Source organism: Specibacter sp. AOP5-B1-6 (assembly GCF_052376555.1).
Taxonomy (GTDB): domain Bacteria; phylum Actinomycetota; class Actinomycetes; order Actinomycetales; family Micrococcaceae; genus Specibacter.
The window spans coordinates 43,925-65,908 of sequence record NZ_JBQSVT010000010.1 but is presented as its reverse complement, the minus strand read 5'-3'; the positions used below and the strand labels follow the sequence as shown (position 1 = coordinate 65,908).

The window sequence follows — 21,984 nt, the reverse complement described above, 5'->3', positions numbered from 1 at the left end:
GTCAGCTCCGCGCCCCGGCATCCTCGGACTCAAGATCGCCCAAGGATTCAAAGCCGCCTGAGGTCTCAAGGCCGCCTGTGGTGGCCATATCGCCTGTGGTGTCCGGGGCGGAAGCCGCGGCCGGGCCGGGCGTGACCGCCACGAGGGCCTCGCTGACGTCAACGACATTCTGCTCGGCGGCCGACAGTTCCTGGTTCAGGCCGGCACTGGCTGCGGCGTCGCTCTTCTCGCGCTCGTCCCGGGTCTGGCTGCTCAACTCCAGGTTGGGCATGAAGACCACGGCCAGGATGGTGAGGATGCTCAGCGGTGCAGCGACCATGAAGACGAACGCCACGGAGTCACCGTAACTGGATTCGATGATGGTGCGCACCGAATCCGGCAGGCCGTGGACGGAGGGGATGCTGCCGCTGGCGAGGGCTGCGCCAATGTCCTTGCCCTTCTCGCCAAGTCCGGCGATGGCTGCCTGCAGTTCGGCTGACTTGCCGGCCATCAGGTCCACCACCTTGGTTGCCATGAGGGCACCCAGAACCGAGACGCCGATCGTTCCGCCAAGGGAGCGGAAGAACGCGATGCCGGAGCTTGCCACGCCGATCTCGGCGGGGGTGACGGCGTTTTGAACGATCAACACCAGGTTCTGCATGACCATGCCCAAGCCCGCACCCAGCAGGAACATGTAGACGGAGACCAGCACGAAGTTTGTGTCGTAGTGGATGGTGCCAAGAAGGTACAGGCCCACCAACTGGAGTACGGAACCGACGACCATGATGGCCTTCCATTTGCCGTACTTGGAAATCATTGCCCCGGCAACCGTGGAGATGATCAGCAGCCCCGCCATCATCGGGATGGTCATCAGCCCCGACTGGGTGGCGTTGGCGCCGCGGGCCAGCTGCATGTACTGGGCCAGGAACACGGAGGTGCCGAACATCGACACGCCCACGGAGATGGAGGCGACCACGGAGAGCGTAAATGTGCGGTTCTTGAACATGGTCAGCGGGATGATCGGCTCGGAAGCTTTGAGCTCCACGATGACGAAGGCAACCAGGGCCACTACTGCGCCGCCGACCATCACCAAGGTGGCGGTGCTGGCCCAGTCGAACTGGCTCCCGGCCAGGGAGACCCAGATCAAGAGCAGCGAGACGCCGGCAGAAAGAAGTGCGATGCCGGCGTAGTCAATGCTGACCTTGCGCTTGGGCTGGACGGGCAGGTGGAGGGTCTTTTGAATCAAGATGATGGCGATGGCAGCAAACGGCAGGGCCACGAAGAAGTTCCAGCGCCAGTTGATGGCGTCGGTGATGAAGCCGCCAATCAGCGGACCACCAACCGTGCCCAGGGCCATGACGGCACCGAACAGGCCCATGTACTTGCCGCGCTCACGCGGGGAGATGATGTCGGCCATGACGATCTGGGTCAGTGCCGTCAAACCGCCGGCGCCCAGTCCCTGGAAGACGCGCATGGTGATGAGCATTGACGTGTCCTGGGAGAAGCCGGCGATGGCCGAGGCGATCACAAACACCAGCAAGGACAGCTGCAACAGCAGCTTGCGGTTGGACAGGTCGGCCAGCTTGCCCCAGATGGGGGTTGAAATTGTGGTGGCCAGCAGGGTGGCCGTGACAACCCAGGTGTAGGCCGTCTGGGTGCCGTTCAAGTCCGAAAGGATGACCGGAAGCGACGTGGAGACAACGGTTCCGGCGAGGATTGAGACAAACATGCCCATGAGCAGGCCTGTCAGCGACTGCATCACCTGGCGGTGGGTCATGCCCGATTCGGACAGCCCGGGGGCGGTCTTTGCGGTGGTGGGTGTCTGGGACAAAAGGGCTCCAAAAAATAACGGATGATTGGTTGATGTATGTCAACTATATATATTTGCCTCCTGCAGGGCAACGCATTTTCTTGTGAACTGCATCAAGTGTGGAGGGTCCGGTGCGGTCTTGAGGACGGCGCATGGTGCCGCAAAAGTGGCAGGCATGTGACCGGCGTCGCGCTTGAATTCAAAGAATCCCCGCAGCGTTAACCTTCCGTTCACCCAGTGCTGGGTGTTGCTTCACCTGCGGCTCCTACGCTCAAGGAGTACGAGATCCCAAGACACCCATCGAAGAGGTAAAAAGCGTGAAGGCACTTCACATTGGCCGCGTGGCAGCAGTACTCACCGTCGGCGCATTGGCACTGACAGCTTGCGGCACCGACGCAGTGGTGGACTCCGGCAACGGCGCGTCGGCAAACGCCGGCCCCTCCGCCACCGGCACCCTGACCGGAACGGGCGCCAGCTCCATCTCGGCAGCCATGGACGCCTGGAAGGCCGGCTTCGAGTCCGGCAACCCCGAGGCCAAGATCCAGTACTCCCCTGAAGGTTCCGGCGCAGGACGCAAGGCCCTTATTGCCGGCGCGGTGCAGTTTGCCGGCTCGGATGCCTACCTGAAGGACGAAGAACTCGTCTCGGCCCAGGAGAAGTGCGGCCCCGACGGCGCCATCAACGTCCCCTGGTACATCTCACCGATCGCCGTCGCGTTCAACGTTGAAGGGGTCAAGGAGCTCAAGCTCGACGCCGACACCATCGCGAAGATCTTCCGCGGCGACATCAAAAACTGGAACGACGAAGCCATCAAGGCTGACAACCCGGATGCAACCCTGCCGGACCTGGCCATCACGCCCGTGCACCGCTCGGACAACTCGGGCACCACCGAGAACTTCACCGACTACCTTGCGGCAGCTGCCGAGACGGTATGGACGGATGAGAAGTCGGGCGACTGGCCCGCCGCATTGCCGGGCGAGAACGCCAAGGGCACCTCGGGGGTCGTCAAGACGGTCACCGAGACGGCCGGAGCCATCACGTACGCCGACGACTCGGCCGTGACGGATGCTTTGGGCAAGGCTGAGCTGAAGGTTGGCGACTCCTTTGTGCCCGTCACCGCGGAGGCAGCTGCCAAGGCCGTCGACGCAGCAACAGTCGTTGAAGGCCGCTCGGCCAACGACCTCTCCATGAAGCTGGACCGCAAGACCACGGCTGCCGGGGCCTACCCCGCGATCCTGGTTTCCTACGGCGTGTTCTGCGCCAGCTACCCGGACGCTGCCACTGCCGACCTGGTCAAGGCCTTCGGCACCTTTGTCCTCAGCGATGAAGGCCAGAAGCAGTCCGCGGATGCAGCCAAGAGCGCACCGTTGTCAGCCGAATTGGCGACCAAGGCCAAGGCCTCGATCGACTCCATCAGCGTCGCCAAGTAATCATCAGTAGAAGGCACTAGATTGTCCACCACAAAGCTCAAACCCAAAGCAGGAGCTGGGCAAGCCGGGACAGGCCGCATCGGAGACAAGGTATTCTCCGGTGCGGCCTTGGCCGCCGGTGCGCTGATTGTTGCTGTGCTGCTTGCCGTGGCCCTGTTCCTCGTTGTTCAGGCCATGCCGACCTTTGGCGCGCCAGCAAGCGAGATCACCGGGGGCGAAGGGTTCTTCGCCTACATCTTCCCGATTGTCATTGGCACGCTGATCGCAGCCACGATCGCCCTGCTCATCGCCACGCCCATCGGCGTGGCAGTGGCCTTGTTCATCTCCCACTACGCCCCCCGCAGCCTTGCCCGCGGCCTGGGCTATGTGGTGGACCTCCTGGCAGCCATCCCGTCAGTCATCTACGGCGCCTGGGGTGCCAGCTTCCTGGCGTCCCAGCTGAAGGCACCCTACGCGTGGCTGGCCGAGAACGCCGGCTGGATCCCCATCTTTGGCGGTCCCGCGTCGGGCACCGGCAAGACCATTTTGACGGCCGGCATTGTGCTGGCAGTCATGGTGCTGCCCATCATTGCCTCACTCACCCGGGAGATTTTCCTGCAGGCACCCATGCTGCACCAAGAAGCGGCGTTGGCGTTGGGTGCCACCCGATGGGAAATGATCCGCATGGCTGTTCTGCCCTTTGCCCGCGGCGGCATCATCAGCGCCGTCATGCTGGGACTGGGCCGGGCGCTTGGTGAGACCATGGCCGTGGCACTGGTCCTTTCCTCCGGGCCGTTGATCGCCTCCTTGATCCGTTCCGGCAACCAGACCATTGCCGCCGAGATCGCCCTGAACTTCCCGGAAGCCTTCGGCCTGCGCATGCACGAACTCATCGCGGCCGGCCTCGTGCTGTTCCTCATCACCCTGGTGGTCAACATGGTTGCCCGATGGATCATCAACCGCCACAAAGAATTCTCGGGAGCCAACTGATGGCCACGCTCATGACCGAACGCAAGCGCTCCGCGCTGACCCGCGGCCGCCTGCCCCGCTACACCCCCTATGTGATCGCCGTCAGTGCCGTCATTGTGGCCGCCGCGCTGATGTCCCTCATCGGCTTCCACGTCTTTGGCTGGGCAGTGCTTTCGGCAGTGCTTTTCGCCGCCGCCAACGTCACGGCGGCCGCAGTGGTGGAAGGACGCCGCAAAGCCACTGACAAGATGATGACCTCGCTGGTTGTTGGCGCCTTCCTCGTGGCCCTGCTCCCGCTCGTCTCGGTCATTTGGACGGTGCTTGTCAACGGTGTTCCCGGCCTGTTGACCCCCGGCTTCCTGAGCACCTCGATGAACGGGGTGACAGGCGCCGTCGACAATGCATCGGTGAACGACGGCACCCCCGTCCTTGGCGGTGTTTACCATGCACTCGTGGGCTCCGTGCTGATCACCCTCTGGGCCACCATCATCTCGGTTCCGGTGGGCCTGCTCACCGCCATTTACCTGGTGGAGTACAGCGGCGGCAACCGTTTCTCGAAGGTCATCACGTTCCTTGTCGACGTCATGACGGGCATCCCCTCGATCGTTGCGGGCCTGTTCGCGGCAGCCTTCTTTGCCATGATCCTGGGTCCGGGCACCAAGACCGGCTTCGTGGCCGCCGTCGCCCTTTCAGTGCTGATGATCCCGGTGGTGGTGCGCTCCAGTGAGGAAATGCTCAAGATTGTGCCCAACGAGCTGCGCGAGGCCGCGTACGCCCTGGGCGTGCGCAAATGGCGCACCATCCTGAAGGTGGTCATTCCGACGGCGATCTCGGGCATTGCCTCGGGCGTCACCCTGGCCATCGCCCGGGTCATCGGCGAAACCGCGCCGCTGCTGGTGACGGCAGGGTTTGCCTCCACGATCAACATGAACGTTTTCTCCGGGTGGATGTCCTCCCTGCCAACGTTCATCTACACGCAGATCATGACGCCCACCTCGCCGTCGAACCCCGACCCGTCCACCCAGCGTGCCTGGGCTGCGGCGCTGCTGTTGATCATCCTTGTCATGCTCCTGAACCTCGGTGCCCGCCTGGTGGCCCGCCTCTTTGCGCCGAAAACCGGCCGCTAAATTATTTGTGAATGGAACTTTAGTTATGTCCAAACGTATTGATGTCAGCGATTTGAATGTGTACTACGGTGATTTCCGTGCCGTGGAGGACGTCAGCATCACGCTCGACGCCAAGTCCGTGACCGCCTTCATCGGCCCGTCGGGCTGTGGCAAGTCCACGTTCCTGCGCACCTTGAACCGCATGCACGAGGTCATCCCCGGCGCCCGCGTCGAAGGCAAGGTCCTGCTGGACGGCGACAACCTGTACGCCGACGGCGTCGACCCGGTCACGGTGCGCAGCCAGATCGGCATGGTCTTCCAGCGGCCCAACCCGTTCCCCACCATGAGCATCCGCGACAACGTGCTGGCGGGCGTGAAGCTGAACAGCCGCCGCATGCCCAAGTCGGACGCCGACGCGCTCGTGGAGAAGTCGCTCCGCAGCGCCAACCTGTGGAATGAGGTCAAGGACCGGCTCGAGAAGCCCGGCTCGGGGCTCTCCGGCGGCCAGCAGCAGCGCCTGTGCATCGCCCGCGCCATCGCCGTGTCCCCGGACGTGATCTTGATGGACGAGCCGTGCTCCGCCCTTGACCCGATCTCCACGCTCGCCATTGAGGACCTCATCAACGAGCTCAAGGACGAATACACGGTCGTCATTGTCACGCACAACATGCAGCAGGCCGCCCGCGTCTCCGACAAGACCGCCTTCTTCAACATCGCCGGCACCGGCAAGCCCGGCAAGCTGATCGAGTTTGCCGAAACGGCCACCATCTTCAACAACCCGGCAGAGAAGTCAACAGAGGATTACGTCTCCGGCCGCTTCGGGTAGGGACGCGGGCCCAGCTGCCCGCTCCCAGCTTTTCAACGGACGACGGCGACACCCACCTCAGCGGTGGGTGTCGCCGTCGTCGAGCGGGTGCAGCTAGCGTGCGGTGCGTTTCCGGTGAATCATCGTCGCCGCAACGCAGCTGACCAGGCCAATGCCGCCCAGCCACAGGATCGCCGCCCAGCCGTACCAGCCCATGGGGGTGCCGGCCAGCAGGCTCCGGAGGGTCTCGATGATGGGCGTGAACGGCTGGTAGGTGGCGAAACCCTGCAACCAGGCCGGCATGGTGTCTGTCGCGACGAAGCCGCTGCTGACGTAAGGCAGGAACAGGAAAACGAAGTTCAGGCTGCCCGCCGCGTCGACGCTGAGCAGCAGCCCGGCGGCACAGCTCAACCAGGTGAACGCGGTTATCAGCAGCACCAGGTACAGCGCCGCCAGGATGTAGCGGTCCGCCGTGGCGTCGGGGCGGAAGCCCAGCAGGAGTGCCACCCCAAACACCGCGGCGCTGGCCACGAGGTTGCGCACCACACTGGCGACGACGTGGCCGAAAAGCACCGCCGGGCCGAAGATCGGCATCGTCTTGAACCGGTCGAAGGTGCCCGAGTGCATGTCCTGGGCCACCGAAACGGCGGTCGCGGCCGAGCCGAAGCCGGTGCAGAGGATCAACACGCCGGGGACCACGTAGTTGATGTAGCGGCCGTCGCTTTCAATGGCACCGCCGAAGACGACCACGAAGACGAGCATGATGGAGACGGGGATGGCCAGGGCCGTCACGAGCGCGTCGACGCTGCGCAACAGCCGCCGGGTTTCGCGCCCGACCATGGCGCCAATGTCGTTGAGGGGCCGGCTGGCGGTTGGCGCGGGGCGGGTGATCTGGAGGGAACTCATGCTGCATCTGCTTTCAGGTTGATTTTTGATTCCGCGGAGTTGCGGGCGGCGCCTGTCAGGGCCAGGAAGACGTCGTCAAGTGAGGGCTTGATGACAGCCACGCCGGTGATCTCCAGGGCGTGGTCACCGGCGGTTTTCAACAGTTCGCTGAGGGTTGCCGCACTGTTGGGGGCGCTAAATCGCAAGGTGAGGCTGCCGACGTCGTCCGCGGTAAATCCGGGCAGCAGCGTGCGGGCACGGGAATAGTCCTCCTGCCGGCCGAAGGTGAGCTCCACGCTGTCGCCGCTGAGCCGGGACTTCAGCTCGGTGGGGGAGTCGCTGGCGACGATGGTGCCTTGGTTGAGGACGGCCACCCGGTCGGCGAGCTGGTCCGCCTCCTCGAGGTATTGGGTGGTCAGCAGGATGGTGCTGCCGGCGGCGGCGAGTTCCTTCACAACGGACCACATGCGGGCCCGGCTGTGCGGGTCGAGGCCGGTGGTGGGTTCGTCGAGGAAGACGATTTGCGGGTTCGTGATGAGGCTGATGGCCAGGTCCAGCCGGCGCCGCATGCCGCCGGAATACAGGGCGACCCGGCGCTGGGCAGCATCCTGGAGTTCGAACCGCTCCAGTAATTCTTCGGTGCGACGCCGGGAGTCCGCCGGGTTGAGGCGGCCGAGCCGGCACATCATCATGAGGTTTTCCGCGCCGGTCTGAAAGTCGTCCACGGCCGAAAACTGCCCGGTCAGGCTGATGGCCCGGCGGACGGCGGCAGGGTTGGTTGCGACGTTGTGGCCGTGGACAAACGCGGCGCCACCATCGGGGCGCAGCAGCGTGCTCAGGATGTTGATGGTCGTGGTCTTGCCGGCCCCGTTGGGGCCCAGCAGCGCAAAGATCTCACCCTGCTGGACGTCCAGGTCGACGCCGGACAAAACGGTGTGCGCCCCGTGGGCCTTGCGCAGGCCCCGGGTTTGGATCATGGCTTCCATGCTCGTCTCCTCCTATTGTGTAAGGCGTAAACTGTATATGGCATACGCGGTTATGTGTAGAGTGTAAACAGTTCTTTGCTAGGCTGTCAACGAATGAATGCAGAATTGTTTGGCGGTGCGAAAGGCAGGCCATGACGGATCCACTGGAAAACGGCATCCCACACGCCGTGGCGTTGAGCTGGGGGCTGGCCGCAAACCCGCAACGCGGCCCCAAGCGGGAAATGAGCGTGGAACGCATCGTGGACACCGCCATGGCGCTCGCCGACGAGGGCGGGCTGGCTGCGGTGTCCATGGCCAAGGTGGCTGCCGAGCTGGGCTTCACAACGATGTCGCTGTACAGGTATGTGACCAGCAAGGATGACTTGCTGCTGTTGATGCAGGATGCGGCCTGTGCGTCGTTCATGATGCCGCCGATGGACAGTGTGCTCGGCTGGCGGCAGGGGCTGCGCGAATTTGCGCTGGCCTCGGTGAACGTGGTGCGCCTGCATCCCTGGTACCTGGACATTCCCATTGCCGGGGCGCCCGTGACGCCCGGCAATCTCGCCATCGTGGACTGGGGCTTGGGCTGCATGGCGGCGCTGCCGCTGGACGACCAGGAGAAAATGTCCACGGTTTTGCTGCTGTCCACCTATGGCCGTGAGGTTGGCGTGGTGGAGCGCGATGTGTCCAGGTCCCGTGAAGCGGGCGCAGTTGGTGCCGGTCTGGACGTGCCCGGGATACTTGGGCTGCTTGTGACCGAAGAAAGGTTCCCGCACCTGCACCGGATATTGCAGTCAGGCGCCTATACGGACAATGATCCGCCGGGGCAGGAACATGACGATTTCGACTTTGGCCTGGAACGCATCCTCGACGGCATTGCCCACCTGATCGCACAGCGGGAAGCCGACGGGCCGGTGGCCGCACCTGAGCCTGTCGCGGCGCGGGTCTACCCGCGGGACAAATCCGTTCGCGAGGCTGTCAAGGCCCGCCGGGAAGCGGAAACCAAGCTTCGTGAGGCGCTGAAGAAGGAACGCGAAGCCGTCAAGAAAGCCCTTGAACTTGAGGCGGCCGGCAAGAAGTGACGGGCCGTTGCCGGGTGAACGTTCACTTCGACGACGGCGATCCCGCCGAGCTCCCGGGCGCGTGGCTTACGCGGCGCCTCCATTGGCGTGCAGGACCTGGCCGTTGATCCAGCGGACAGGCCCGGCCAGGGTGGCGACGACATCCGCAATGTCCTCCGGCGTCCCCAGCCGCCCCATGGGGTTCAGGCCGGCAATGGTCTCGATGAGCTGCGCCGGCTTGCCCTCGCGGAACAGCGGCGTATCGGTGGGTCCCGGCGCAACCGTGTTGACCGTGATGTCACGGCCGCGCAGCTCGCGGGCCAGGATCAGGGTGAGTGCCTCCACGGCACCCTTGGACATCGCGTACGCTGCGTAGCCCGGCGACTGGAGGCGCGTGATGCTGGTTGAAAACAGCACGACCGCCCCGCCCGGGCGCACACGCCGGGCTGCCTGTTGTGCAACGACGGCCGTTCCCCGCACGTTGATGAGCTGAACCTGGTCGAAAACCTCCAGGTCCAGTTCGGCCACGGGTGCCAGTGGCATGATGCCTGCGGTGTGCACGACGACGTCGATGCCACCAAACTCCTCTTCCGCGCTGTCAAAAAGGGCTGCCATGGACTGTTCGTCCGCGACATCGCCACCCACGGCGATGGCGCGGCCGCCGGCGGAGTTGATCTCGGTGACGGTTTCTTCGGCGCGCACCCGATTCCCGCCGTAGTGGGCGACGACGGCCAGTCCGTCGGCAGCGAGCCGCCTGGCCACGGCGCGGCCGATTCCTCCCGAGGCGCCGGTCACGATTGCGCTGCGGAGCTGTTGCTGTTCCATTGCATCTCCTATATGAACGTTGAGTACATTTATGAGAATATGCGATAATGAACACCATGTCCATAAATTCTTTTTCAGCTGATCTCTCGCCGGTGCGTCCGGGCCGGGGCCGTCGGCCGGCCGCTGAAGTGCGGAAGAGGGTGCTTGCCGCCGCCGCTGAGCTGCTGTTCGATCAAGGCCTGGCCGCGGTCACCTTCGACAGGGTCGCGGCGCGCGCCGGTGCCAGCAAGACGACCCTGTACAAATGGTGGCCGAGTGCCGGAGCGTTGGCTGCCGAGGCTTACTTTAATCGGGTGGAACACACACTTGAGTTCCCGGATACCGGCGACATTGCGGCGGATCTGCGCACGCAGCTGCGCGCGTTCGTGCACCTGATGACAAGGGAAGGTGCTGGCTCCGTCATTGCGGAGCTGGTGGGTGCGGCACAAACTGATCCGGCGCTGCGGCAGGCGTTCTCCGTGTCCTACTCCCGCCCGCGGCGGGACTTGGCAATCGCGTACCTGCAGCGGGCCCGGGAGCGAGGGCAGCTCAGGGAAGGTTTTTCCCTGCAGATTATCGTGGACCAGCTCTGGGGGGCGTGCTACCACCGGCTCCTGATCCCGGATGAGCCCCTCACGATTGAATTTGCCGAGGAACTCGTCAGCAACGCATTGCTGGGAGCATCACCGGCGCAGCGGGACGCCTAGCTGAGCGGTGAAAGTGCCAGGACGAACAACGCCCCCAGCGACATGCAGGCAATGGGGGTCGCAATCCACGCGCCGGCAATCTTGGTCAACACCCGGCCGTTTGTTGCTGCGAAGCGCTGGTTCGCGCCGGCACCCGCGATGGCCGCCGTGACGGTGTGGGTTGTGGACAGCGGCATGTGCAGGCCGATCGCGCCAATGAACAACAGCCCCGCAGCCACCATCTGCGCCACGAAACCGCGCATGGGATCGATCCGGACGATCCGGTGCCCCAGGGTGTAGGAGATCCGCCAGCCGCCAAACAAGGTCCCGAGGGTGAGCAGCCCGGCGGTAAAAATCGGCACCCACAGTGGCATTTCCCCGGCCCCGATGGTGCCGGCCGCTATCAGCGCAAACAAGACGACCGCCGTCGTGCGCTGGCCGTCCTGGAGGCCGTGCCCAAATGCCACGGCGGCACCCGCCACCGACTGCAGCTGCCGGGTGCGCTTGTTCACCAGGTTTGGCGCGGAGTTCCGGGCCGCCCAGGACGTGGGGTAAACCGCGGCGAAACCAAGCACGAAGGCAACGACGGGGGAGACCAGCAGCGGCAGAAGCACCAGCACCAGCATGGTGTTGTTGATGCCCTCCAGCGGGGGGTGGCCCATGATGGTCGACCCCAGGGACGCCCCGACCAGCGCGCTGATCAAGGCATGCGTGGACGAGGACGGGAAGCCGCGCCACCAAAGGTACACGCCCCACAGGCTGGCCCCGACCAGCGCCGCCAGCAGCAGAATCAGCCCATTGCGCCCCGGTGGAACGGTGAACAGCTTCTCCGCAAAGACCGCCGTCAGCGGCACACTGGCCAGCGCGCCAACACAGTTGAACAGACCTGCCAGCAGGAGGGCGGCCGCAGGAGTCAGGGCGCGGGTGCGCACTGAAAGCGCGACGGCGGACGAGGCATCGCGGAAACCGTTCAGGAACGCGAATATCGCCGCAGTGACGATCACGGCACTGAGCAGGGCGGCGACCAACAGTCAGGATTCCTTGACGATGATGCTGCCGACCTGCGTGGCAACCGTCCGCATCTGGCGGCTGGCCGCCGCGAACTGGTCGGCCAGCATCCGATACTTCGTGAAGGTGGTGGCGCTGTGGGCCGCCAGCAATTCGGCAACGACGGCGCGGTGGGTGTGGTCGGCCCGCTTCGCCAGGCGCAGGACCTCCAGCCAATAGTCCTCCAGGCTGTCAAGGTCGTTCAGCGACCGCATGGCCGCGACTGTCAACTCGGCTTGGCGGGACAGGATTTCCAGCTGGTCGCTGACCCGGGCAGGAATGCGGTCAAGGGTGTACAGCTCAATGAGTTCCCCGGCGCCCGTGAGGACCTCGCTGGTCTCGTTCAGCAGCCGCCCCAGGACATACAGATCCTCGCGCGGCAGCGGGTTGATGAAGCTGGTGCGCATGGTCGTCAGGAGCGTGGCGAAACTTGCCGTGGAGGCGGCTTCGTGTTGGCGCAGCGATTCGGCCAGGGAAGAAAAGTCGGCCCGGCCGGCGCCCAGAAGCTCGGCCAGGGTGTGTGTTCCTGCGAGGGCCTGTTCGGCCATGCCGGCCAGTGCCTGAAGCCCGGCAGTCTCCTGGGGGAAAAGTCGAAGCTTCACTTTTGCGGCCTTTTTGTTGGCGGATCGAACGGGATATCCGGTTAGATTCACGGCATAAAAGTGGTGCCGAACCGGGAGCGCCTCTCGGCACTGGGCCGCTCAAAGCGGCTATAAAATGGAGCCCGGGGGTTCCACGGTTCGACACCGCTTTCAGTCTCGTACGTCTTGGCCCGACTGTCAACCGGAGCCTGTGGTTAGTCGAGTTCGCCCTTGCGCCACGACTTGGCAGCGCCCTCGAGATCTTCCGCTGTTCGCACCAACTGGTGGGCTTTTTTCGTCAGGGCGGCCGAATGCTCGGGGTGAGCGACTTCACGCTCAACAGCCAGCGTCGCCTGGCCCAGCGCAATGACCCGGCAAAACGCCGCGGAACGTTCAAGCGCAACGTCAAAATCGCCGTCGAACGCGCCGGAGAGAATGGCGTCAGCCATGACGGTGACTTCCTCGGCGCCCGGAGGCTCCGCTACACCGGCGACGGCGTTGGCGACCTGGGCTTTTTGCTGGCCCGCACGGAAGAAGACGCTGATGCCCTCGGGGTCCTGCAGCGTTGCCGCACGCAAGGCGTAGAGGCGCCAGAGCGCGCCGGGCAGGGAGCGGGCGGGGCTGGCCGCCCACATCTCGGCGATGGCCTCAAGGCCCTGCTTGTCGGCAAGTTTCACCAGGCGCTTGGTGATCTCGGGGTCGTTGCTGGCCCGGCCGCTGTGCACAAGTGCGCGGGCGGCGAGGTGGGCGGCCTCCGAGACGCGTGCGGGGTCGGTGCCACCTGCAAACGGCTCAAAGTCGGCCGGTGCAAAGGGCACTGGCTTGTGCGGTCGGGGGGCGTTGCTGACTGGTCGATCATTCATGACACGACACTACCCCCGCTGTCCGGCGTGGTCGAGAGACGCCGGGCACCGTGCGGGAATCGGTGGATTTCGGCGGGGCCTGTGTTGCGGTGCTGGGCGGTCTGGCCACTGCAGTTCTTGGGCCGGCAATTGGCCGGTTGCGACACCAGCGGAAGGGGCAGCGGCCGGAATTCGGGCCGCAATTGCGTTCTGGTGTGGACCGTGCGGTAGTCTGATATGCGTCAACTTTTGCAGGGATGAATTCATCGTTGTGCAGTTGGCATTAGGTCGGGCCTTTAGCTCAGTTGGTAGAGCATCGGACTTTTAATCCGTGGGTCGCGGGTTCGAGCCCCGCAGGGCCCACCTGTAAATAACGAAGAACCCCTGGATCCAGCCGATCCAGGGGTTCTTTTTGTTCAAAGTTGGACAATTTTGCATTCTCCGACGTGGTTGCCACGACTCCAAGTGAATCGAATAGTGGTGCTGCCCCAGTGGCGCTCCGCACACGCGCAGGAAATCGTACGGCCGAGGCGACATAATCGTCCTCCTGATCGGCACATCCTCACAGACACTCCAATACGCAGCGTCAATCGTGGTGCCTTTCCGCGCGATCGCAGCGGTTCCTCGGCTGCCTTGACCATGTGCCGACAACACACTGTGTAATTGCGACAGCGGGAACCAAGCGGATGACTTCCCGGTGCCGCAGCTCAGCACATCCAAGATATGGAGTCCAGTTCGTGATGGAAGCTAAATCCTTGATCAGGCGGTACGGCAATAAAACAGCCGTATTCAGTGTCAACTTCGTCGTCCGTCCCGGAATAAAGACGGGGCTCTTGGGCCGAACGGCACCGAAAAATCCACCATTATGCGAATGATCGTGGGGCTGGATCGCCCATCAGGTGGCTCTGTCACCGTGAACGGCAAGAGGCATGCCAATCAACGCGCCCCCCTCCCCGCGGTCGGCGGACTCACCAGGCTCGCCCCGGAGGGCGTGGCATGGGTGCGGCTGCTTGCACGACGTCCTGCCGCCGAGGGGCGCACACCGGATTTTGCACGCCTCCTGCCTATCGCGACGGTTGCACTGCTCAAGCACGATATGTGATTCGTGCCGAAGAAATGCTGAAGGCAATGTCCCAACGGAAAGGCAATCCAATGACTGAAGGAATAGCGGCAGGAATGACGGACGACACCGACGCGAGCGCCACGATCGGGGTCGAGATCGCTGACCCGATCAGCGCGTACACCGTGGCTGTCGACGGTGGAACACCGATCGGCAGGGCGGAGTATGTCGACCCTCCGGGAGCAGCTATGGAACGGATCTTCTTCCACACCGAGGTGGATGCGGCGTTCGCGGGGCGGGGCCTGGCTGCCCAGCTGCTCAAGGAGGCGCTCACGGACAGCGTTCGCGTCGGCCGAACAGTCGTGCCTGTGTGCCCGCTGTTCGCGCGCCACCTCAGCAAACACGGCGATGAGTTTGTCGCGGCCGGAGGAGCGTTCCGCACTCCGACACGCGCGGACATTGCTCTGGTCATGCGCCTCTCGCGGGACCGTTCCTGAGCGTCGGGCTGTGCGGGTGCGTGGGGCAGGTTCCGAACGTCTGGCGCTGGCTCGAAACCGGGCCCATCCGTATCAACGAAATCCCGGAGATGCCGATCGCGCAGCAGTCCATCGGCTTCATCGCCGAGACCGATGAGCAGGCCAGGGAATTGCACTGGCCGTACTGGGGGCCGGTCGTGACCCAGATTGGCCGGGAACGAGGCTTCTATCCGCCCACCAAGGAACGGTATTTGCAGGAGCTTGACGAGGGGGCGTTGTACGTCGGCGGCGTGGAGACGGTGGCGCAGAAGATGACGCGCACCGTCCGGACCAACCACCTGTCCCGCTTCGACCTGAAGTACGACGTGAGACACCTGCCACGCCAGGCGCGGACAAGACAAGGACTTTGAAGGAGTCACGCACTATGGATATTTCGAAGATCGAGTTCGGTATCGACAGTTTCGGTGATCGCCCCCGTGATGACCGCGGGGAGATCGTCTCGCACGCGCAGGCGATCCGCGCCGCGGTGGCGGAGGCGGTGCTGGCCGATCAGGTCGGCATCGACGTGGTCGCCCTGGGTGAGCATCACCGGCCGGAGTTCGCGATCTCCACTCCCGAGACGGTACTGGCAGGTATCGCGACGGCCACGAAGCGCATCCGACTCGCATCAGGGGTGACGGTGCTGTCCTCGGATGATCCCGTGCGCGTGTTCCAACGGTTCGCCACAGTTGACGCGCTCTCCAACGGTCGTGCCGAGGTGATCCTCGGGCGAGGATCGTTCACCGAGTCGTTCCCGCTGTTCGGGTACGACAGGAAGGACTATGAGGTGTTGTTCGAGGAGAAGATCGACCTGTTCCACCGGCTCCTGGACGAGACGCCGGTGACTTGGGAGGGCACAGTTCGTGCCGCCCTGCACGACGCGGATGTGTACCCGAAGACAGACTCGGGACGTCTGAAAACCTGGGTGGGGGTCGGCGGATCACCCCAGTCGGTGGTCCGTGCCGCCAACTACGGATTCCGGCTCATGCTCGCCATCATCGGCGGCGCCCCAGATCGCTTCGCGCCGTATGTGGACCTGTACCGGCGTGCGCACCAGGAGCTCGGCACGGCCGCGCATTCTGTCGGCATGCACTCGCCCGGCTTCGTCGCAGCGACTGACGAGGAAGCCAAAGAGCTGTTCTATCCCGGATATAAAGAAACTCGCGACCGGATCGGCGCCCTGCGCGGCTGGCCGCCGATCCAGTCGCGGGAGTTCGACGCCGACGTGGAGCGCGGTTCGCTGTATGTCGGCTCGGTCGAGACTGTCGCAACGAAGATCGCCCACGCGATCCGGGTGCTGGATGTGGGCCGCTTCGACATGATCTACTCCGCCGCAGGCACAGTCTCCGCATCCGCGCGGATGCGGTCGGTGGAGCTGTACGGCACGCAGGTCATCCCCCGGGTCCGTGAGCTGCTGGCAGAACGGCCCGTCGCCAAGGTAGGAGGGACACGATGACCGCGCCCATCGCCACAGTCGGGATACTCGGTGCGGGAAAGGCCGGCACGGCCTTGGCACGTCTCGCCGTCGCTGCCGGCTTCCACGTCCTCATCTCCGGCTCCGGCGACCCCGCGCGGATCGCGTTGACTACGGAGGTCATCACCCCAGGTGCGACCGCTGGGTGGCCGGCAGAGGTCGCGAAGGCCGCGGATGTGGTGATCCTCGCACTTCCGCTCAGCAAGCACCGCAGTCTCCCGATCCGGGACCTGCGAGGCAAGCTCGTTCTGGACGCGATGAACCACTGGTGGGAGGTCGACGGCCCCCGTGACACAATCGTTCCGCCCGGAAAATCTTCGAGCGAGCTCGTACAGCAGGTCCTGCCGGACGCGCGTGTCGTGAAGGCCCTGAACCATATGGGTTACCACGACCTCGAGGACGAGGTTCGTCCAGCCGGCAGCCATGGGCGCAAGGCGATTGCGATCACCGGTGACTCACTCCAGGATCTTGCCGTCGTGTCGGAGTTGATCGACGCGCTCGGATTCGACGCCGTCAAGATCGGCGACCTCGCGACGGGCGGCCTGCTCGAGCCCGGCACCCCTGCATTCGGAGCCAACGTCGGAGCTGCTGAACTGCGAGCCCTCACTGCAGGGTCTGTCCCGGCCGCGCTTGTGGACCGTTCATGATCGCGGGCGGACGAACCGTTATGGAGGAGGATGAATGCGTTCCATCGTTCCTGACTACCTGACCGATGTGCTTGGAGATGCGGAGGCGGATGTCTCTGGGGAGACGGCAGGGTACATCCCCGAACTCGCCTCTGCCGACCCCGAACGCCTCAGTGCGGTCTTCGCAACTGTCGATGGTGAGGTCTACGGCGCCGGCGACAGTGATGTCGAGTTCACGATCCAATCGATCTCAAAGCCGTTCACGTATGCATTGGCCCTTTTTGATCGAGGATTCGCCTCGGTGCTCGCCAAGGTCGGAGTCGAGCCATCAGGAGAGGCGTTCAACGAGATCTCCCTCGAAAGCGATACCGGGCGTCCCCGCAATCCGATGATCAACGCCGGTGCGATCACCACTCACTCACTGGCCGGTCCGGAGGGCCTGAATCCCGCCGAGCGCGTTGAACGCGTTGTTCAGGGGCTTTCGGCGTTCGCCGGCCGTCGGCTGAGGGTCGATGAGACGGTATGCGTCTCAGAGATGGCAAGTGCGCACCGCAACCTCGCCATCGCGCATATGCTTCGCAGCCACGGCATCCTCACCGAGGATCCGAGGGCAGTGGTGGATGGGTACATTCGCCAGTGCTCGGTACTCGTGACCACACGGGATCTTGCGATGATGGCCGCGACGCTGGCCAACCGCGGGGTGAATCCGCTCTCGAACGAGCAAGTGGTGGACCCAGCGGTGGTGCGCCAGGTCCTGAGCGTCATGGCCACGTGCGGAATGTACGACGCGGCAGGGGACTGGGCGACCCAGGCTGGCATACCTGCGAAGAGCGGCGTGGCCGGAGGGCTGATCGGCGCCCTGCCTGGCCAGCTCGGCATCGCCACCTTCTCCCCCCGGCTGGACGTGCATGGGAACAGTGTTCGCGGCGTGAAGTTGTTCGAACGTTTCTCGTCCGACATGGGACTGCATGTCATGGAGGTTCCGCCCGCTGCTCGTGCGGTGGTGCGTTCCAACCGCGTCCGCGCCGGCGTGGAAGGGATGACCCGCATCTTTCGGTTCCAGGGCGGGATCCGCTTCGCCGGAGCCGAGCGGATTGTTCGCGAGGTCCTGGAAAGCGCGCCTTCGGAACCCCGGGTGGTGCTCGACGTCTCGCTGGTGCATTCGATCGATGACGTGGCGGGGCGAATGCTCCTGGAGGTCGCGCGCCGACTCACCCTGGACGGTCACGAGGTTATATTCGTCGATCCGGAGGCGATGATGCCGGCCCCGGATCTCGGCGACGAGGAGTTTTGATGAGGCCGCGCCGGATCAGGGCGCTTGCCTGATTCGCAAACGCTCCGTGAGCGTGGGAAGGACATGAGATGCCGTGGAGTACGCGCGAACTGGCTGAGTTGGCAAGTACGACTGTCAACACCATTCGTCATTACCACCGGATGGGAATGCTCGACGAGCCAGAGCGCCGGGACAACGGATACAAGCAGTACGAGGTGCAGCATCTGGTGAGCCTCCTGCGCATCCGACGTCTCGCAGGCCTCGGCGTACCGCTGTCGCGGATGCGCAATCTTCGCACCGGAGCGGAAGGTGCGCCTCATGTGCTGCGCGACCTCGACGCCGAACTCCAAGTGTGCATCGAGCGCTTGCAGGGCGTGCGAGCAGACATCGTGGAGGTCCTCCGCCACCGGACGCCCGCAGACGGCGCTGAGCCTGCGTGAACGAGGGCGCCGCTGCAGGTGCAGGCCGCCGGTAGCGGCACCCTCCTTGTTGTCGAACCCGCCGGCTCAGATTTGGTTCACGCCCCCGTCGACCAGCACGTTTGCGCCCAGCATGAAGCTGCTGTCGGAGGATGCGAGGAAGGCTACGACGGCCGCCATCTCATCGGGGTGTGCCGTGCGTCCGATCGGGAGGGTGGCGGCCAAAGTCTCGTTGTAAGCGGCGATATTCTCCGCTCCGACGAGCTCCGCGACGCCGGAGGTATCGGACGGGCCCGGCGAGATCGCGTTGACCCGGATGCCTCGGTCTTTGAGCTCGTTCGCCCACGTCCGCGTGAAGCTGCGCAGTGCCGCCTTCGAGGCTGCGTAGGCACCCATGCTCGGCGCACCTCGGTCCGCAGAGGTGGAGACGTTGACGATCACCGATGCACCCTTGTTGAGGAGCGGGATCGCTTTCTGCACCGTGAAGACGGTGCCGGTGACGTTGATGTTGAAGACGCGACTGAGGTCATCCTCCGTGAGGTCGTCGATCGTCGCGAAGGTTGCGATGCCCGCGTTCGCAAACAGTATGTCCAGGCCCCGACCGCGGGCAGCGACCGCCTCGTACAGGCGATCGAGATCAGCGTGTTTCGTGATATCGCCGGGGACTGCCATGACGTTACGACCGATCGCGGTGACGGCCTCGTTCAACTCGTTCTCGCGGCGTCCCGTGATGAAGACATACGCACCCTCTTTCACCAGTCGCGCGGCGGTGGCGCGGCCGATGCCGTTCGTGCCGCCTCCCGTGACAACTGCGGTTTTTCCTTCGAATCTATTCACAGCGGATCTCCTCCCGTCTTTACGCACCGATCGGTGCATAAAGCACTCTAGCACTTCAGCACCGATCGGTGTCAAAATGATAGTCTGGGGTAATGGAAGAGAGTAAACGCGGACGGCCGCGTTCTTTTGATGCGGATGCGGCGCTAGAGAAGGCGCTAATCGTATTTTGGGAGCACGGCTACGAGGGGGCAAGTCTCACGATGCTCACCGAGGCCATGGGTATTTCCCGTAAGAGCATGTATGCCGCGTTCGGCAACAAGGAGGAGCTGTTCCTCAAAGTTCTGGAATGCTACGAACGTGGACCGGGTGCGTACGTGCGGGAGTCGGTGCGCGAACCCACCGCGCGCGAGGTTGCCAGGGCGTTCCTCGATGGCGCGGTGCACGCCGGCACTCAGGCGGGCCGACCCGCCGGGTGCCTGGGCGTGCGCGCAGCGCTCGCCGTTGGGGCTGCCGGGCAGTCCGTGCAGAGCGTCCTTACGGTGTGGCGCGCCCAGAGTCAGGCTGACTTGCGGGAGCGATTCCAGCAGGCCGCCGACGAGGGTGATTTACCCGTCGATGCCGATGTTGACATGATCGCTCGCTACCTCACGACGATCGCTGACGGCGTGTCAGTGCAGGCTGCCGGCGGAGCATCTCGTGCCGCCCTGCGGCGCGTTGTCGACGTGGCACTCCTGCACTGGCCGCTGGGCTGAAGGCGTGGCAGGTTGCCGCTGACTACTCGCCTGCGTCGAGCAGGGGGCGTGGGCGCAGTAATTGGCGCGCCTGATCACAACCCCCGCCCGGAAGCTCTCGCCTTCGGTGGCGCCGACCTGAAGTTGCAGTCTGTGGCGCACTCACCCGCTTTTGCGGGTCCAGCTACGAGAGCCCCGAGGGGTGCTCTTGGGCGGGGTCCGACGGTGGGGTGTTTTGTGCGCGCGACTTGTGAGGAATTGGAGCTTGACCATGTGCTGGGAACATAGCGTGGACTCCATGTGTGGAGCGCAGGGGAATGCGCATGACGCAGGCAAGTATCCACCAAAACGCTGTATCGGCGATTGGGTTGATCGAAAGGAATGAGCACATGCTGAGCGATCGCCAGCGTCGAGAGGGCGCAAAGCGTACGCATGCCGGTGACGGGCGGCCACTCGAGCCGTTTCGCTGGTGGCACCTGCTCTCCGGGCGGAAGCTGCTCCTACTGCCGCTCGTCCACGCAGACGGCAGCCGTGCTGGCTACGTCGTCGACGTCCGAGTGTCCGGCAAGCAGGCCCGAGAGAACGACATGAACCTGTCCGACGGCATGGTCCACCTGTACCTCGATGGTCGGCACCATGCCGCGTCGCCCCTGCCCGCTGTCATGCCCGTCGAAGGGGGCGTGATCGAGGTGTCCCTGGGATCGGCCGGACTACGACGTGCCCAGTATCTGCCGGACGGGGCAGCCGCCCAACGACTGATTCCGCACCCGAAGACAGCGATCGGCCGCAGGCTCCGTTTTGATCGAGATCATCCCGCGCTCAGCCGACTGTTGGGCGCAATCTCGATCGTCGTGCTTGTGGTCGGCGTGGGGGTGAACGGGGTACAGCTGCTGGAGGTTCTCTCTGGGATTCCGCCGGTCGCCGAGCACTTCGGGCATTTCGACTCGCCGCTGGACCTCCCGCTCTGGCTCAACATTGCACTGGGGTTCGGAGCCGGCCTCGCAGCCACTGAACGTGCGCTCCGACTGAAGTTCCACTGGCTGCTCGACGCCTTCGGCACCTGAGCACCTACGTCAATCCACCACATGTCCGCTAAATATTCATTCGATTCGGAAGGAACCAACATCATGAACCAGCGCACGAACATAATTCCGCCCGACGTTGAGTACCACCGTGTACTCGCTGGAGAGAAGCGACGAATCGGTCGCGGCATCCTCGCGATCATGCTCCTAATCGGCGGGATGATGTTCTTCAGCCTCGTCCTTGCGGCCATTGCAGCAGCAGTGAACGCCGCAATGGGCGTAGACGGCCCTGCAGCGAACAACCCCCTGATTTACGCGACGGGGATGCTCTCGCTCGCGTTGCTCATTCCCTGGAGCATGCTGATTCAGCGTTGGCTCTACGGAGTGAAGGGGGCGTCGCTGCACTCGGTGGTCTCGTGGTTCCGGTTCGACATCTTCGGGCGGGCGCTGGTTATCATTCTTCCGGCGTGGCTCGTCTACATAGGCGTGCAATACCTGGCGCCGGGGTCGGTGCCGGAGGGCATCGCCTGGACGAATACGAACGTTCTCCTGTTCATCCTTGCCACGCTGCTACTCACCCCGTTCCAGGCTGCGGGTGAGGAGTACGGTTTCCGCGGGCTGATCTTCCGTGTCGCAGGCGGGTGGGCGCGCGGAGCACGGTCGGGCCTCGTCGTCGGCATCCTGGTCTCGGCTGTGGCTTTCGCGTTCATCCACTTATCGACCGACCCGTGGTTGAACGTCCACTACGTCATCTTTGCCGTCGGGACCGCTTTGATCACCTGGCGCACCGGCGGCATCGAGATCGCCGTGGTGCTGCACGCGGGGATCAACACGCTTGTCTTGATGATGGAAGCTGCGCTGCGCCAAGATTTCCAAGCCGCGGTGGATCGCTCCGCGGGCGTAGGAGAGATTTCGATGATCCTCGCGCCCGCCCTCGTCATTATCCTCACGACCGTGGTGGCGTTTATCATCACTTGGCGCCGCGGACCGGCCCGAACACCCGCCCTGCCCAGCCAGGACGGCGAGGGGAACCCCGCTCGTTCGGGGATGGATACTCCGCTAGGGCGAACTGCGGCGCCAGAAGAGACTGGCGCGCGGACAAACTAAAAACCTAGTACAGCGTAACGGGAGGCATCAG

The 21,984-nt window shown here is 64.2% G+C and carries 23 protein-coding genes, 1 tRNA gene and 1 pseudogene; 17 read left to right on the top strand and 8 right to left on the bottom strand.

What is annotated here, in order from left to right:
- Window position 1: 1 nt before the first annotated feature.
- On the bottom strand, window positions 2-1,756 hold the full coding sequence (locus ACT3TS_RS07060; RefSeq protein ID WP_444530853.1) for an MDR family MFS transporter: 1,755 nt from the start codon (window positions 1,754-1,756) through the stop codon (window positions 2-4).
- A 350-nt stretch (window positions 1,757-2,106) separates the two neighbouring features.
- Between ACT3TS_RS07060 and pstS the strand changes: the two genes are divergently transcribed.
- From pstS to pstB, 4 genes are read left to right on the top strand one after another with little or no spacing between them, the layout of a single operon-like run.
- Window positions 2,107-3,219: a phosphate ABC transporter substrate-binding protein PstS gene (gene pstS / locus ACT3TS_RS07055; RefSeq protein WP_444530793.1), complete on the top strand. Its 1,113-nt coding sequence runs from the start codon at window positions 2,107-2,109 to the stop codon at window positions 3,217-3,219.
- A gap of 21 nt (window positions 3,220-3,240) precedes the next feature.
- A complete protein-coding gene (gene pstC / locus ACT3TS_RS07050; RefSeq protein WP_444530792.1) occupies window positions 3,241-4,188 on the top strand; it encodes a phosphate ABC transporter permease subunit PstC in 948 nt (315 codons plus the stop codon).
- A complete protein-coding gene (gene pstA / locus ACT3TS_RS07045; RefSeq protein WP_444530791.1) occupies window positions 4,188-5,294 on the top strand; it encodes a phosphate ABC transporter permease PstA in 1,107 nt (368 codons plus the stop codon). The genes pstC and pstA overlap by 1 nt, the downstream gene beginning before the upstream one ends.
- A gap of 25 nt (window positions 5,295-5,319) precedes the next feature.
- Window positions 5,320-6,099 (top strand): phosphate ABC transporter ATP-binding protein PstB, encoded by a 780-nt coding sequence (pstB, locus tag ACT3TS_RS07040; protein WP_444530790.1) that lies wholly within the window; start codon window positions 5,320-5,322, stop codon window positions 6,097-6,099.
- Between the two features lie 93 nt (window positions 6,100-6,192).
- Here the strand turns inward: pstB and ACT3TS_RS07035 are convergent, their stop codons facing one another.
- A complete protein-coding gene (locus tag ACT3TS_RS07035; protein ID WP_444530789.1) occupies window positions 6,193-6,984 on the bottom strand; it encodes an ABC transporter permease in 792 nt (263 codons plus the stop codon).
- Window positions 6,981-7,949: an ATP-binding cassette domain-containing protein gene (locus ACT3TS_RS07030; protein WP_444530788.1), complete on the bottom strand. Its 969-nt coding sequence runs from the start codon at window positions 7,947-7,949 to the stop codon at window positions 6,981-6,983. The genes ACT3TS_RS07035 and ACT3TS_RS07030 overlap by 4 nt, the downstream gene beginning before the upstream one ends.
- Window positions 7,950-8,080: 131 nt before the next feature.
- Here ACT3TS_RS07030 and ACT3TS_RS07025 point away from each other — a divergent pair, with 131 nt between their 5' ends.
- Window positions 8,081-9,010 carry a TetR/AcrR family transcriptional regulator gene (locus tag ACT3TS_RS07025; protein ID WP_444530787.1) on the top strand — a complete coding sequence of 310 codons (930 nt, stop codon included), beginning with the start codon at window positions 8,081-8,083 and terminating at the stop codon, window positions 9,008-9,010.
- A 66-nt stretch (window positions 9,011-9,076) separates the two neighbouring features.
- On the opposite strand, the gene ACT3TS_RS07020 is transcribed toward ACT3TS_RS07025, so the two are convergent.
- Window positions 9,077-9,814 (bottom strand): SDR family oxidoreductase, encoded by a 738-nt coding sequence (locus ACT3TS_RS07020; RefSeq protein ID WP_444530786.1) that lies wholly within the window; start codon window positions 9,812-9,814, stop codon window positions 9,077-9,079.
- Window positions 9,815-9,870: 56 nt separating this feature from the next.
- Between ACT3TS_RS07020 and ACT3TS_RS07015 the strand changes: the two genes are divergently transcribed.
- Entirely contained in the window at window positions 9,871-10,500 is a 630-nt protein-coding gene (locus ACT3TS_RS07015; RefSeq protein WP_444530785.1) for a TetR/AcrR family transcriptional regulator, read from the top strand.
- On the opposite strand, the gene ACT3TS_RS07010 is transcribed toward ACT3TS_RS07015, so the two are convergent.
- The 3 genes from ACT3TS_RS07010 to ACT3TS_RS07000 all read right to left on the bottom strand — a co-directional run bounded on the left by ACT3TS_RS07010 (window position 10,497) and on the right by ACT3TS_RS07000 (window position 12,970).
- On the bottom strand, window positions 10,497-11,507 hold the full coding sequence (locus ACT3TS_RS07010) for an inorganic phosphate transporter (protein WP_444530784.1): 1,011 nt from the start codon (window positions 11,505-11,507) through the stop codon (window positions 10,497-10,499). The two genes, ACT3TS_RS07015 and ACT3TS_RS07010, sit on opposite strands and share 4 nt — an antisense overlap.
- Before the next feature lie 3 nt (window positions 11,508-11,510).
- Window positions 11,511-12,128: a DUF47 domain-containing protein gene (locus ACT3TS_RS07005; protein ID WP_444530783.1), complete on the bottom strand. Its 618-nt coding sequence runs from the start codon at window positions 12,126-12,128 to the stop codon at window positions 11,511-11,513.
- Between the two features lie 194 nt (window positions 12,129-12,322).
- Window positions 12,323-12,970 carry a hypothetical protein gene (locus ACT3TS_RS07000; RefSeq protein ID WP_444530782.1) on the bottom strand — a complete coding sequence of 216 codons (648 nt, stop codon included), beginning with the start codon at window positions 12,968-12,970 and terminating at the stop codon, window positions 12,323-12,325.
- A 269-nt stretch (window positions 12,971-13,239) separates the two neighbouring features.
- On the opposite strand from ACT3TS_RS07000, the gene ACT3TS_RS06995 reads away from it, so the two are divergent.
- The 8 genes and pseudogenes from ACT3TS_RS06995 (at window position 13,240) to ACT3TS_RS06960 (ending at window position 18,337) form a co-directional block, all read left to right on the top strand.
- Window positions 13,240-13,312: transfer RNA gene (locus ACT3TS_RS06995), tRNA-Lys, on the top strand.
- Window positions 13,313-13,686: 374 nt separating this feature from the next.
- Window positions 13,687-13,919: pseudogene (locus ACT3TS_RS06990) on the top strand (ATP-binding cassette domain-containing protein); the annotation flags it as partial.
- A gap of 182 nt (window positions 13,920-14,101) precedes the next feature.
- A complete protein-coding gene (locus ACT3TS_RS06985; RefSeq protein WP_444530781.1) occupies window positions 14,102-14,506 on the top strand; it encodes a GNAT family N-acetyltransferase in 405 nt (134 codons plus the stop codon).
- A gap of 20 nt (window positions 14,507-14,526) precedes the next feature.
- Window positions 14,527-14,895: a hypothetical protein gene (locus ACT3TS_RS06980; RefSeq protein WP_444530780.1), complete on the top strand. Its 369-nt coding sequence runs from the start codon at window positions 14,527-14,529 to the stop codon at window positions 14,893-14,895.
- A gap of 14 nt (window positions 14,896-14,909) precedes the next feature.
- Complete coding sequence (locus tag ACT3TS_RS06975) at window positions 14,910-15,980, top strand: LLM class flavin-dependent oxidoreductase (protein ID WP_444530779.1); 1,071 nt, start codon at window positions 14,910-14,912, stop codon at window positions 15,978-15,980.
- A complete protein-coding gene (locus ACT3TS_RS06970; RefSeq protein ID WP_444530778.1) occupies window positions 15,977-16,645 on the top strand; it encodes an NADPH-dependent F420 reductase in 669 nt (222 codons plus the stop codon). Before ACT3TS_RS06975 ends, ACT3TS_RS06970 begins: the two co-directional genes overlap by 4 nt.
- 34 nt (window positions 16,646-16,679) lie before the next feature.
- Complete coding sequence (locus ACT3TS_RS06965; protein ID WP_444530777.1) at window positions 16,680-17,918, top strand: glutaminase; 1,239 nt, start codon at window positions 16,680-16,682, stop codon at window positions 17,916-17,918.
- A gap of 68 nt (window positions 17,919-17,986) precedes the next feature.
- The gene (locus ACT3TS_RS06960) at window positions 17,987-18,337 is read left to right on the top strand and encodes a MerR family transcriptional regulator (RefSeq protein WP_444530776.1); all 351 of its coding nucleotides are present in this window, start codon (window positions 17,987-17,989) and stop codon (window positions 18,335-18,337) included.
- 66 nt (window positions 18,338-18,403) lie between these two features.
- On the opposite strand, the gene ACT3TS_RS06955 is transcribed toward ACT3TS_RS06960, so the two are convergent.
- Window positions 18,404-19,153 (bottom strand): SDR family NAD(P)-dependent oxidoreductase, encoded by a 750-nt coding sequence (locus tag ACT3TS_RS06955; RefSeq protein WP_444530775.1) that lies wholly within the window; start codon window positions 19,151-19,153, stop codon window positions 18,404-18,406.
- Between the two features lie 92 nt (window positions 19,154-19,245).
- Between ACT3TS_RS06955 and ACT3TS_RS06950 the strand changes: the two genes are divergently transcribed.
- The 3 genes from ACT3TS_RS06950 to ACT3TS_RS06940 all read left to right on the top strand — a co-directional run bounded on the left by ACT3TS_RS06950 (window position 19,246) and on the right by ACT3TS_RS06940 (window position 21,953).
- Window positions 19,246-19,845 carry a TetR/AcrR family transcriptional regulator gene (locus tag ACT3TS_RS06950; RefSeq protein ID WP_444530774.1) on the top strand — a complete coding sequence of 200 codons (600 nt, stop codon included), beginning with the start codon at window positions 19,246-19,248 and terminating at the stop codon, window positions 19,843-19,845.
- A 302-nt stretch (window positions 19,846-20,147) separates the two neighbouring features.
- Entirely contained in the window at window positions 20,148-20,888 is a 741-nt protein-coding gene (locus ACT3TS_RS06945; RefSeq protein ID WP_444530773.1) for a hypothetical protein, read from the top strand.
- A 63-nt stretch (window positions 20,889-20,951) separates the two neighbouring features.
- Complete coding sequence (locus ACT3TS_RS06940) at window positions 20,952-21,953, top strand: lysostaphin resistance A-like protein (protein ID WP_444530772.1); 1,002 nt, start codon at window positions 20,952-20,954, stop codon at window positions 21,951-21,953.
- Window positions 21,954-21,984: the final 31 nt, after the last annotated feature.

Excerpts from the sequence above, each read along its gene's own strand:
- ACT3TS_RS07060 (WP_444530853.1), bottom strand. The coding sequence starts at position 1,756 with ATGACCCACCGCCAGGTGATGCAGTCGCTGACAGGCCTGCTCATGGGC.
- ACT3TS_RS06960 (WP_444530776.1), top strand. The coding sequence starts at position 17,987 with ATGCCGTGGAGTACGCGCGAACTGGCTGAGTTGGCAAGTACGACTGTC.
- pstA (WP_444530791.1), top strand. The coding sequence starts at position 4,188 with ATGGCCACGCTCATGACCGAACGCAAGCGCTCCGCGCTGACCCGCGGC.
- ACT3TS_RS07035 (WP_444530789.1), bottom strand. The coding sequence starts at position 6,984 with ATGAGTTCCCTCCAGATCACCCGCCCCGCGCCAACCGCCAGCCGGCCC.
- ACT3TS_RS07015 (WP_444530785.1), top strand. The coding sequence starts at position 9,871 with ATGTCCATAAATTCTTTTTCAGCTGATCTCTCGCCGGTGCGTCCGGGC.
- ACT3TS_RS07025 (WP_444530787.1), top strand. The coding sequence starts at position 8,081 with ATGACGGATCCACTGGAAAACGGCATCCCACACGCCGTGGCGTTGAGC.
- ACT3TS_RS06975 (WP_444530779.1), top strand. The coding sequence starts at position 14,910 with ATGGATATTTCGAAGATCGAGTTCGGTATCGACAGTTTCGGTGATCGC.
- ACT3TS_RS06965 (WP_444530777.1), top strand. The coding sequence starts at position 16,680 with ATGCGTTCCATCGTTCCTGACTACCTGACCGATGTGCTTGGAGATGCG.
- ACT3TS_RS06970 (WP_444530778.1), top strand. The coding sequence starts at position 15,977 with ATGACCGCGCCCATCGCCACAGTCGGGATACTCGGTGCGGGAAAGGCC.
- ACT3TS_RS06940 (WP_444530772.1), top strand. The coding sequence starts at position 20,952 with ATGAACCAGCGCACGAACATAATTCCGCCCGACGTTGAGTACCACCGT.
- ACT3TS_RS07030 (WP_444530788.1), bottom strand. The coding sequence starts at position 7,949 with ATGGAAGCCATGATCCAAACCCGGGGCCTGCGCAAGGCCCACGGGGCG.
- ACT3TS_RS06945 (WP_444530773.1), top strand. The coding sequence starts at position 20,148 with ATGACGCAGGCAAGTATCCACCAAAACGCTGTATCGGCGATTGGGTTG.
- ACT3TS_RS07020 (WP_444530786.1), bottom strand. The coding sequence starts at position 9,814 with ATGGAACAGCAACAGCTCCGCAGCGCAATCGTGACCGGCGCCTCGGGA.
- ACT3TS_RS07000 (WP_444530782.1), bottom strand. The coding sequence starts at position 12,970 with ATGAATGATCGACCAGTCAGCAACGCCCCCCGACCGCACAAGCCAGTG.
- ACT3TS_RS06985 (WP_444530781.1), top strand. The coding sequence starts at position 14,102 with ATGACTGAAGGAATAGCGGCAGGAATGACGGACGACACCGACGCGAGC.
- ACT3TS_RS06950 (WP_444530774.1), top strand. The coding sequence starts at position 19,246 with ATGGAAGAGAGTAAACGCGGACGGCCGCGTTCTTTTGATGCGGATGCG.
- pstB (WP_444530790.1), top strand. The coding sequence starts at position 5,320 with ATGTCCAAACGTATTGATGTCAGCGATTTGAATGTGTACTACGGTGAT.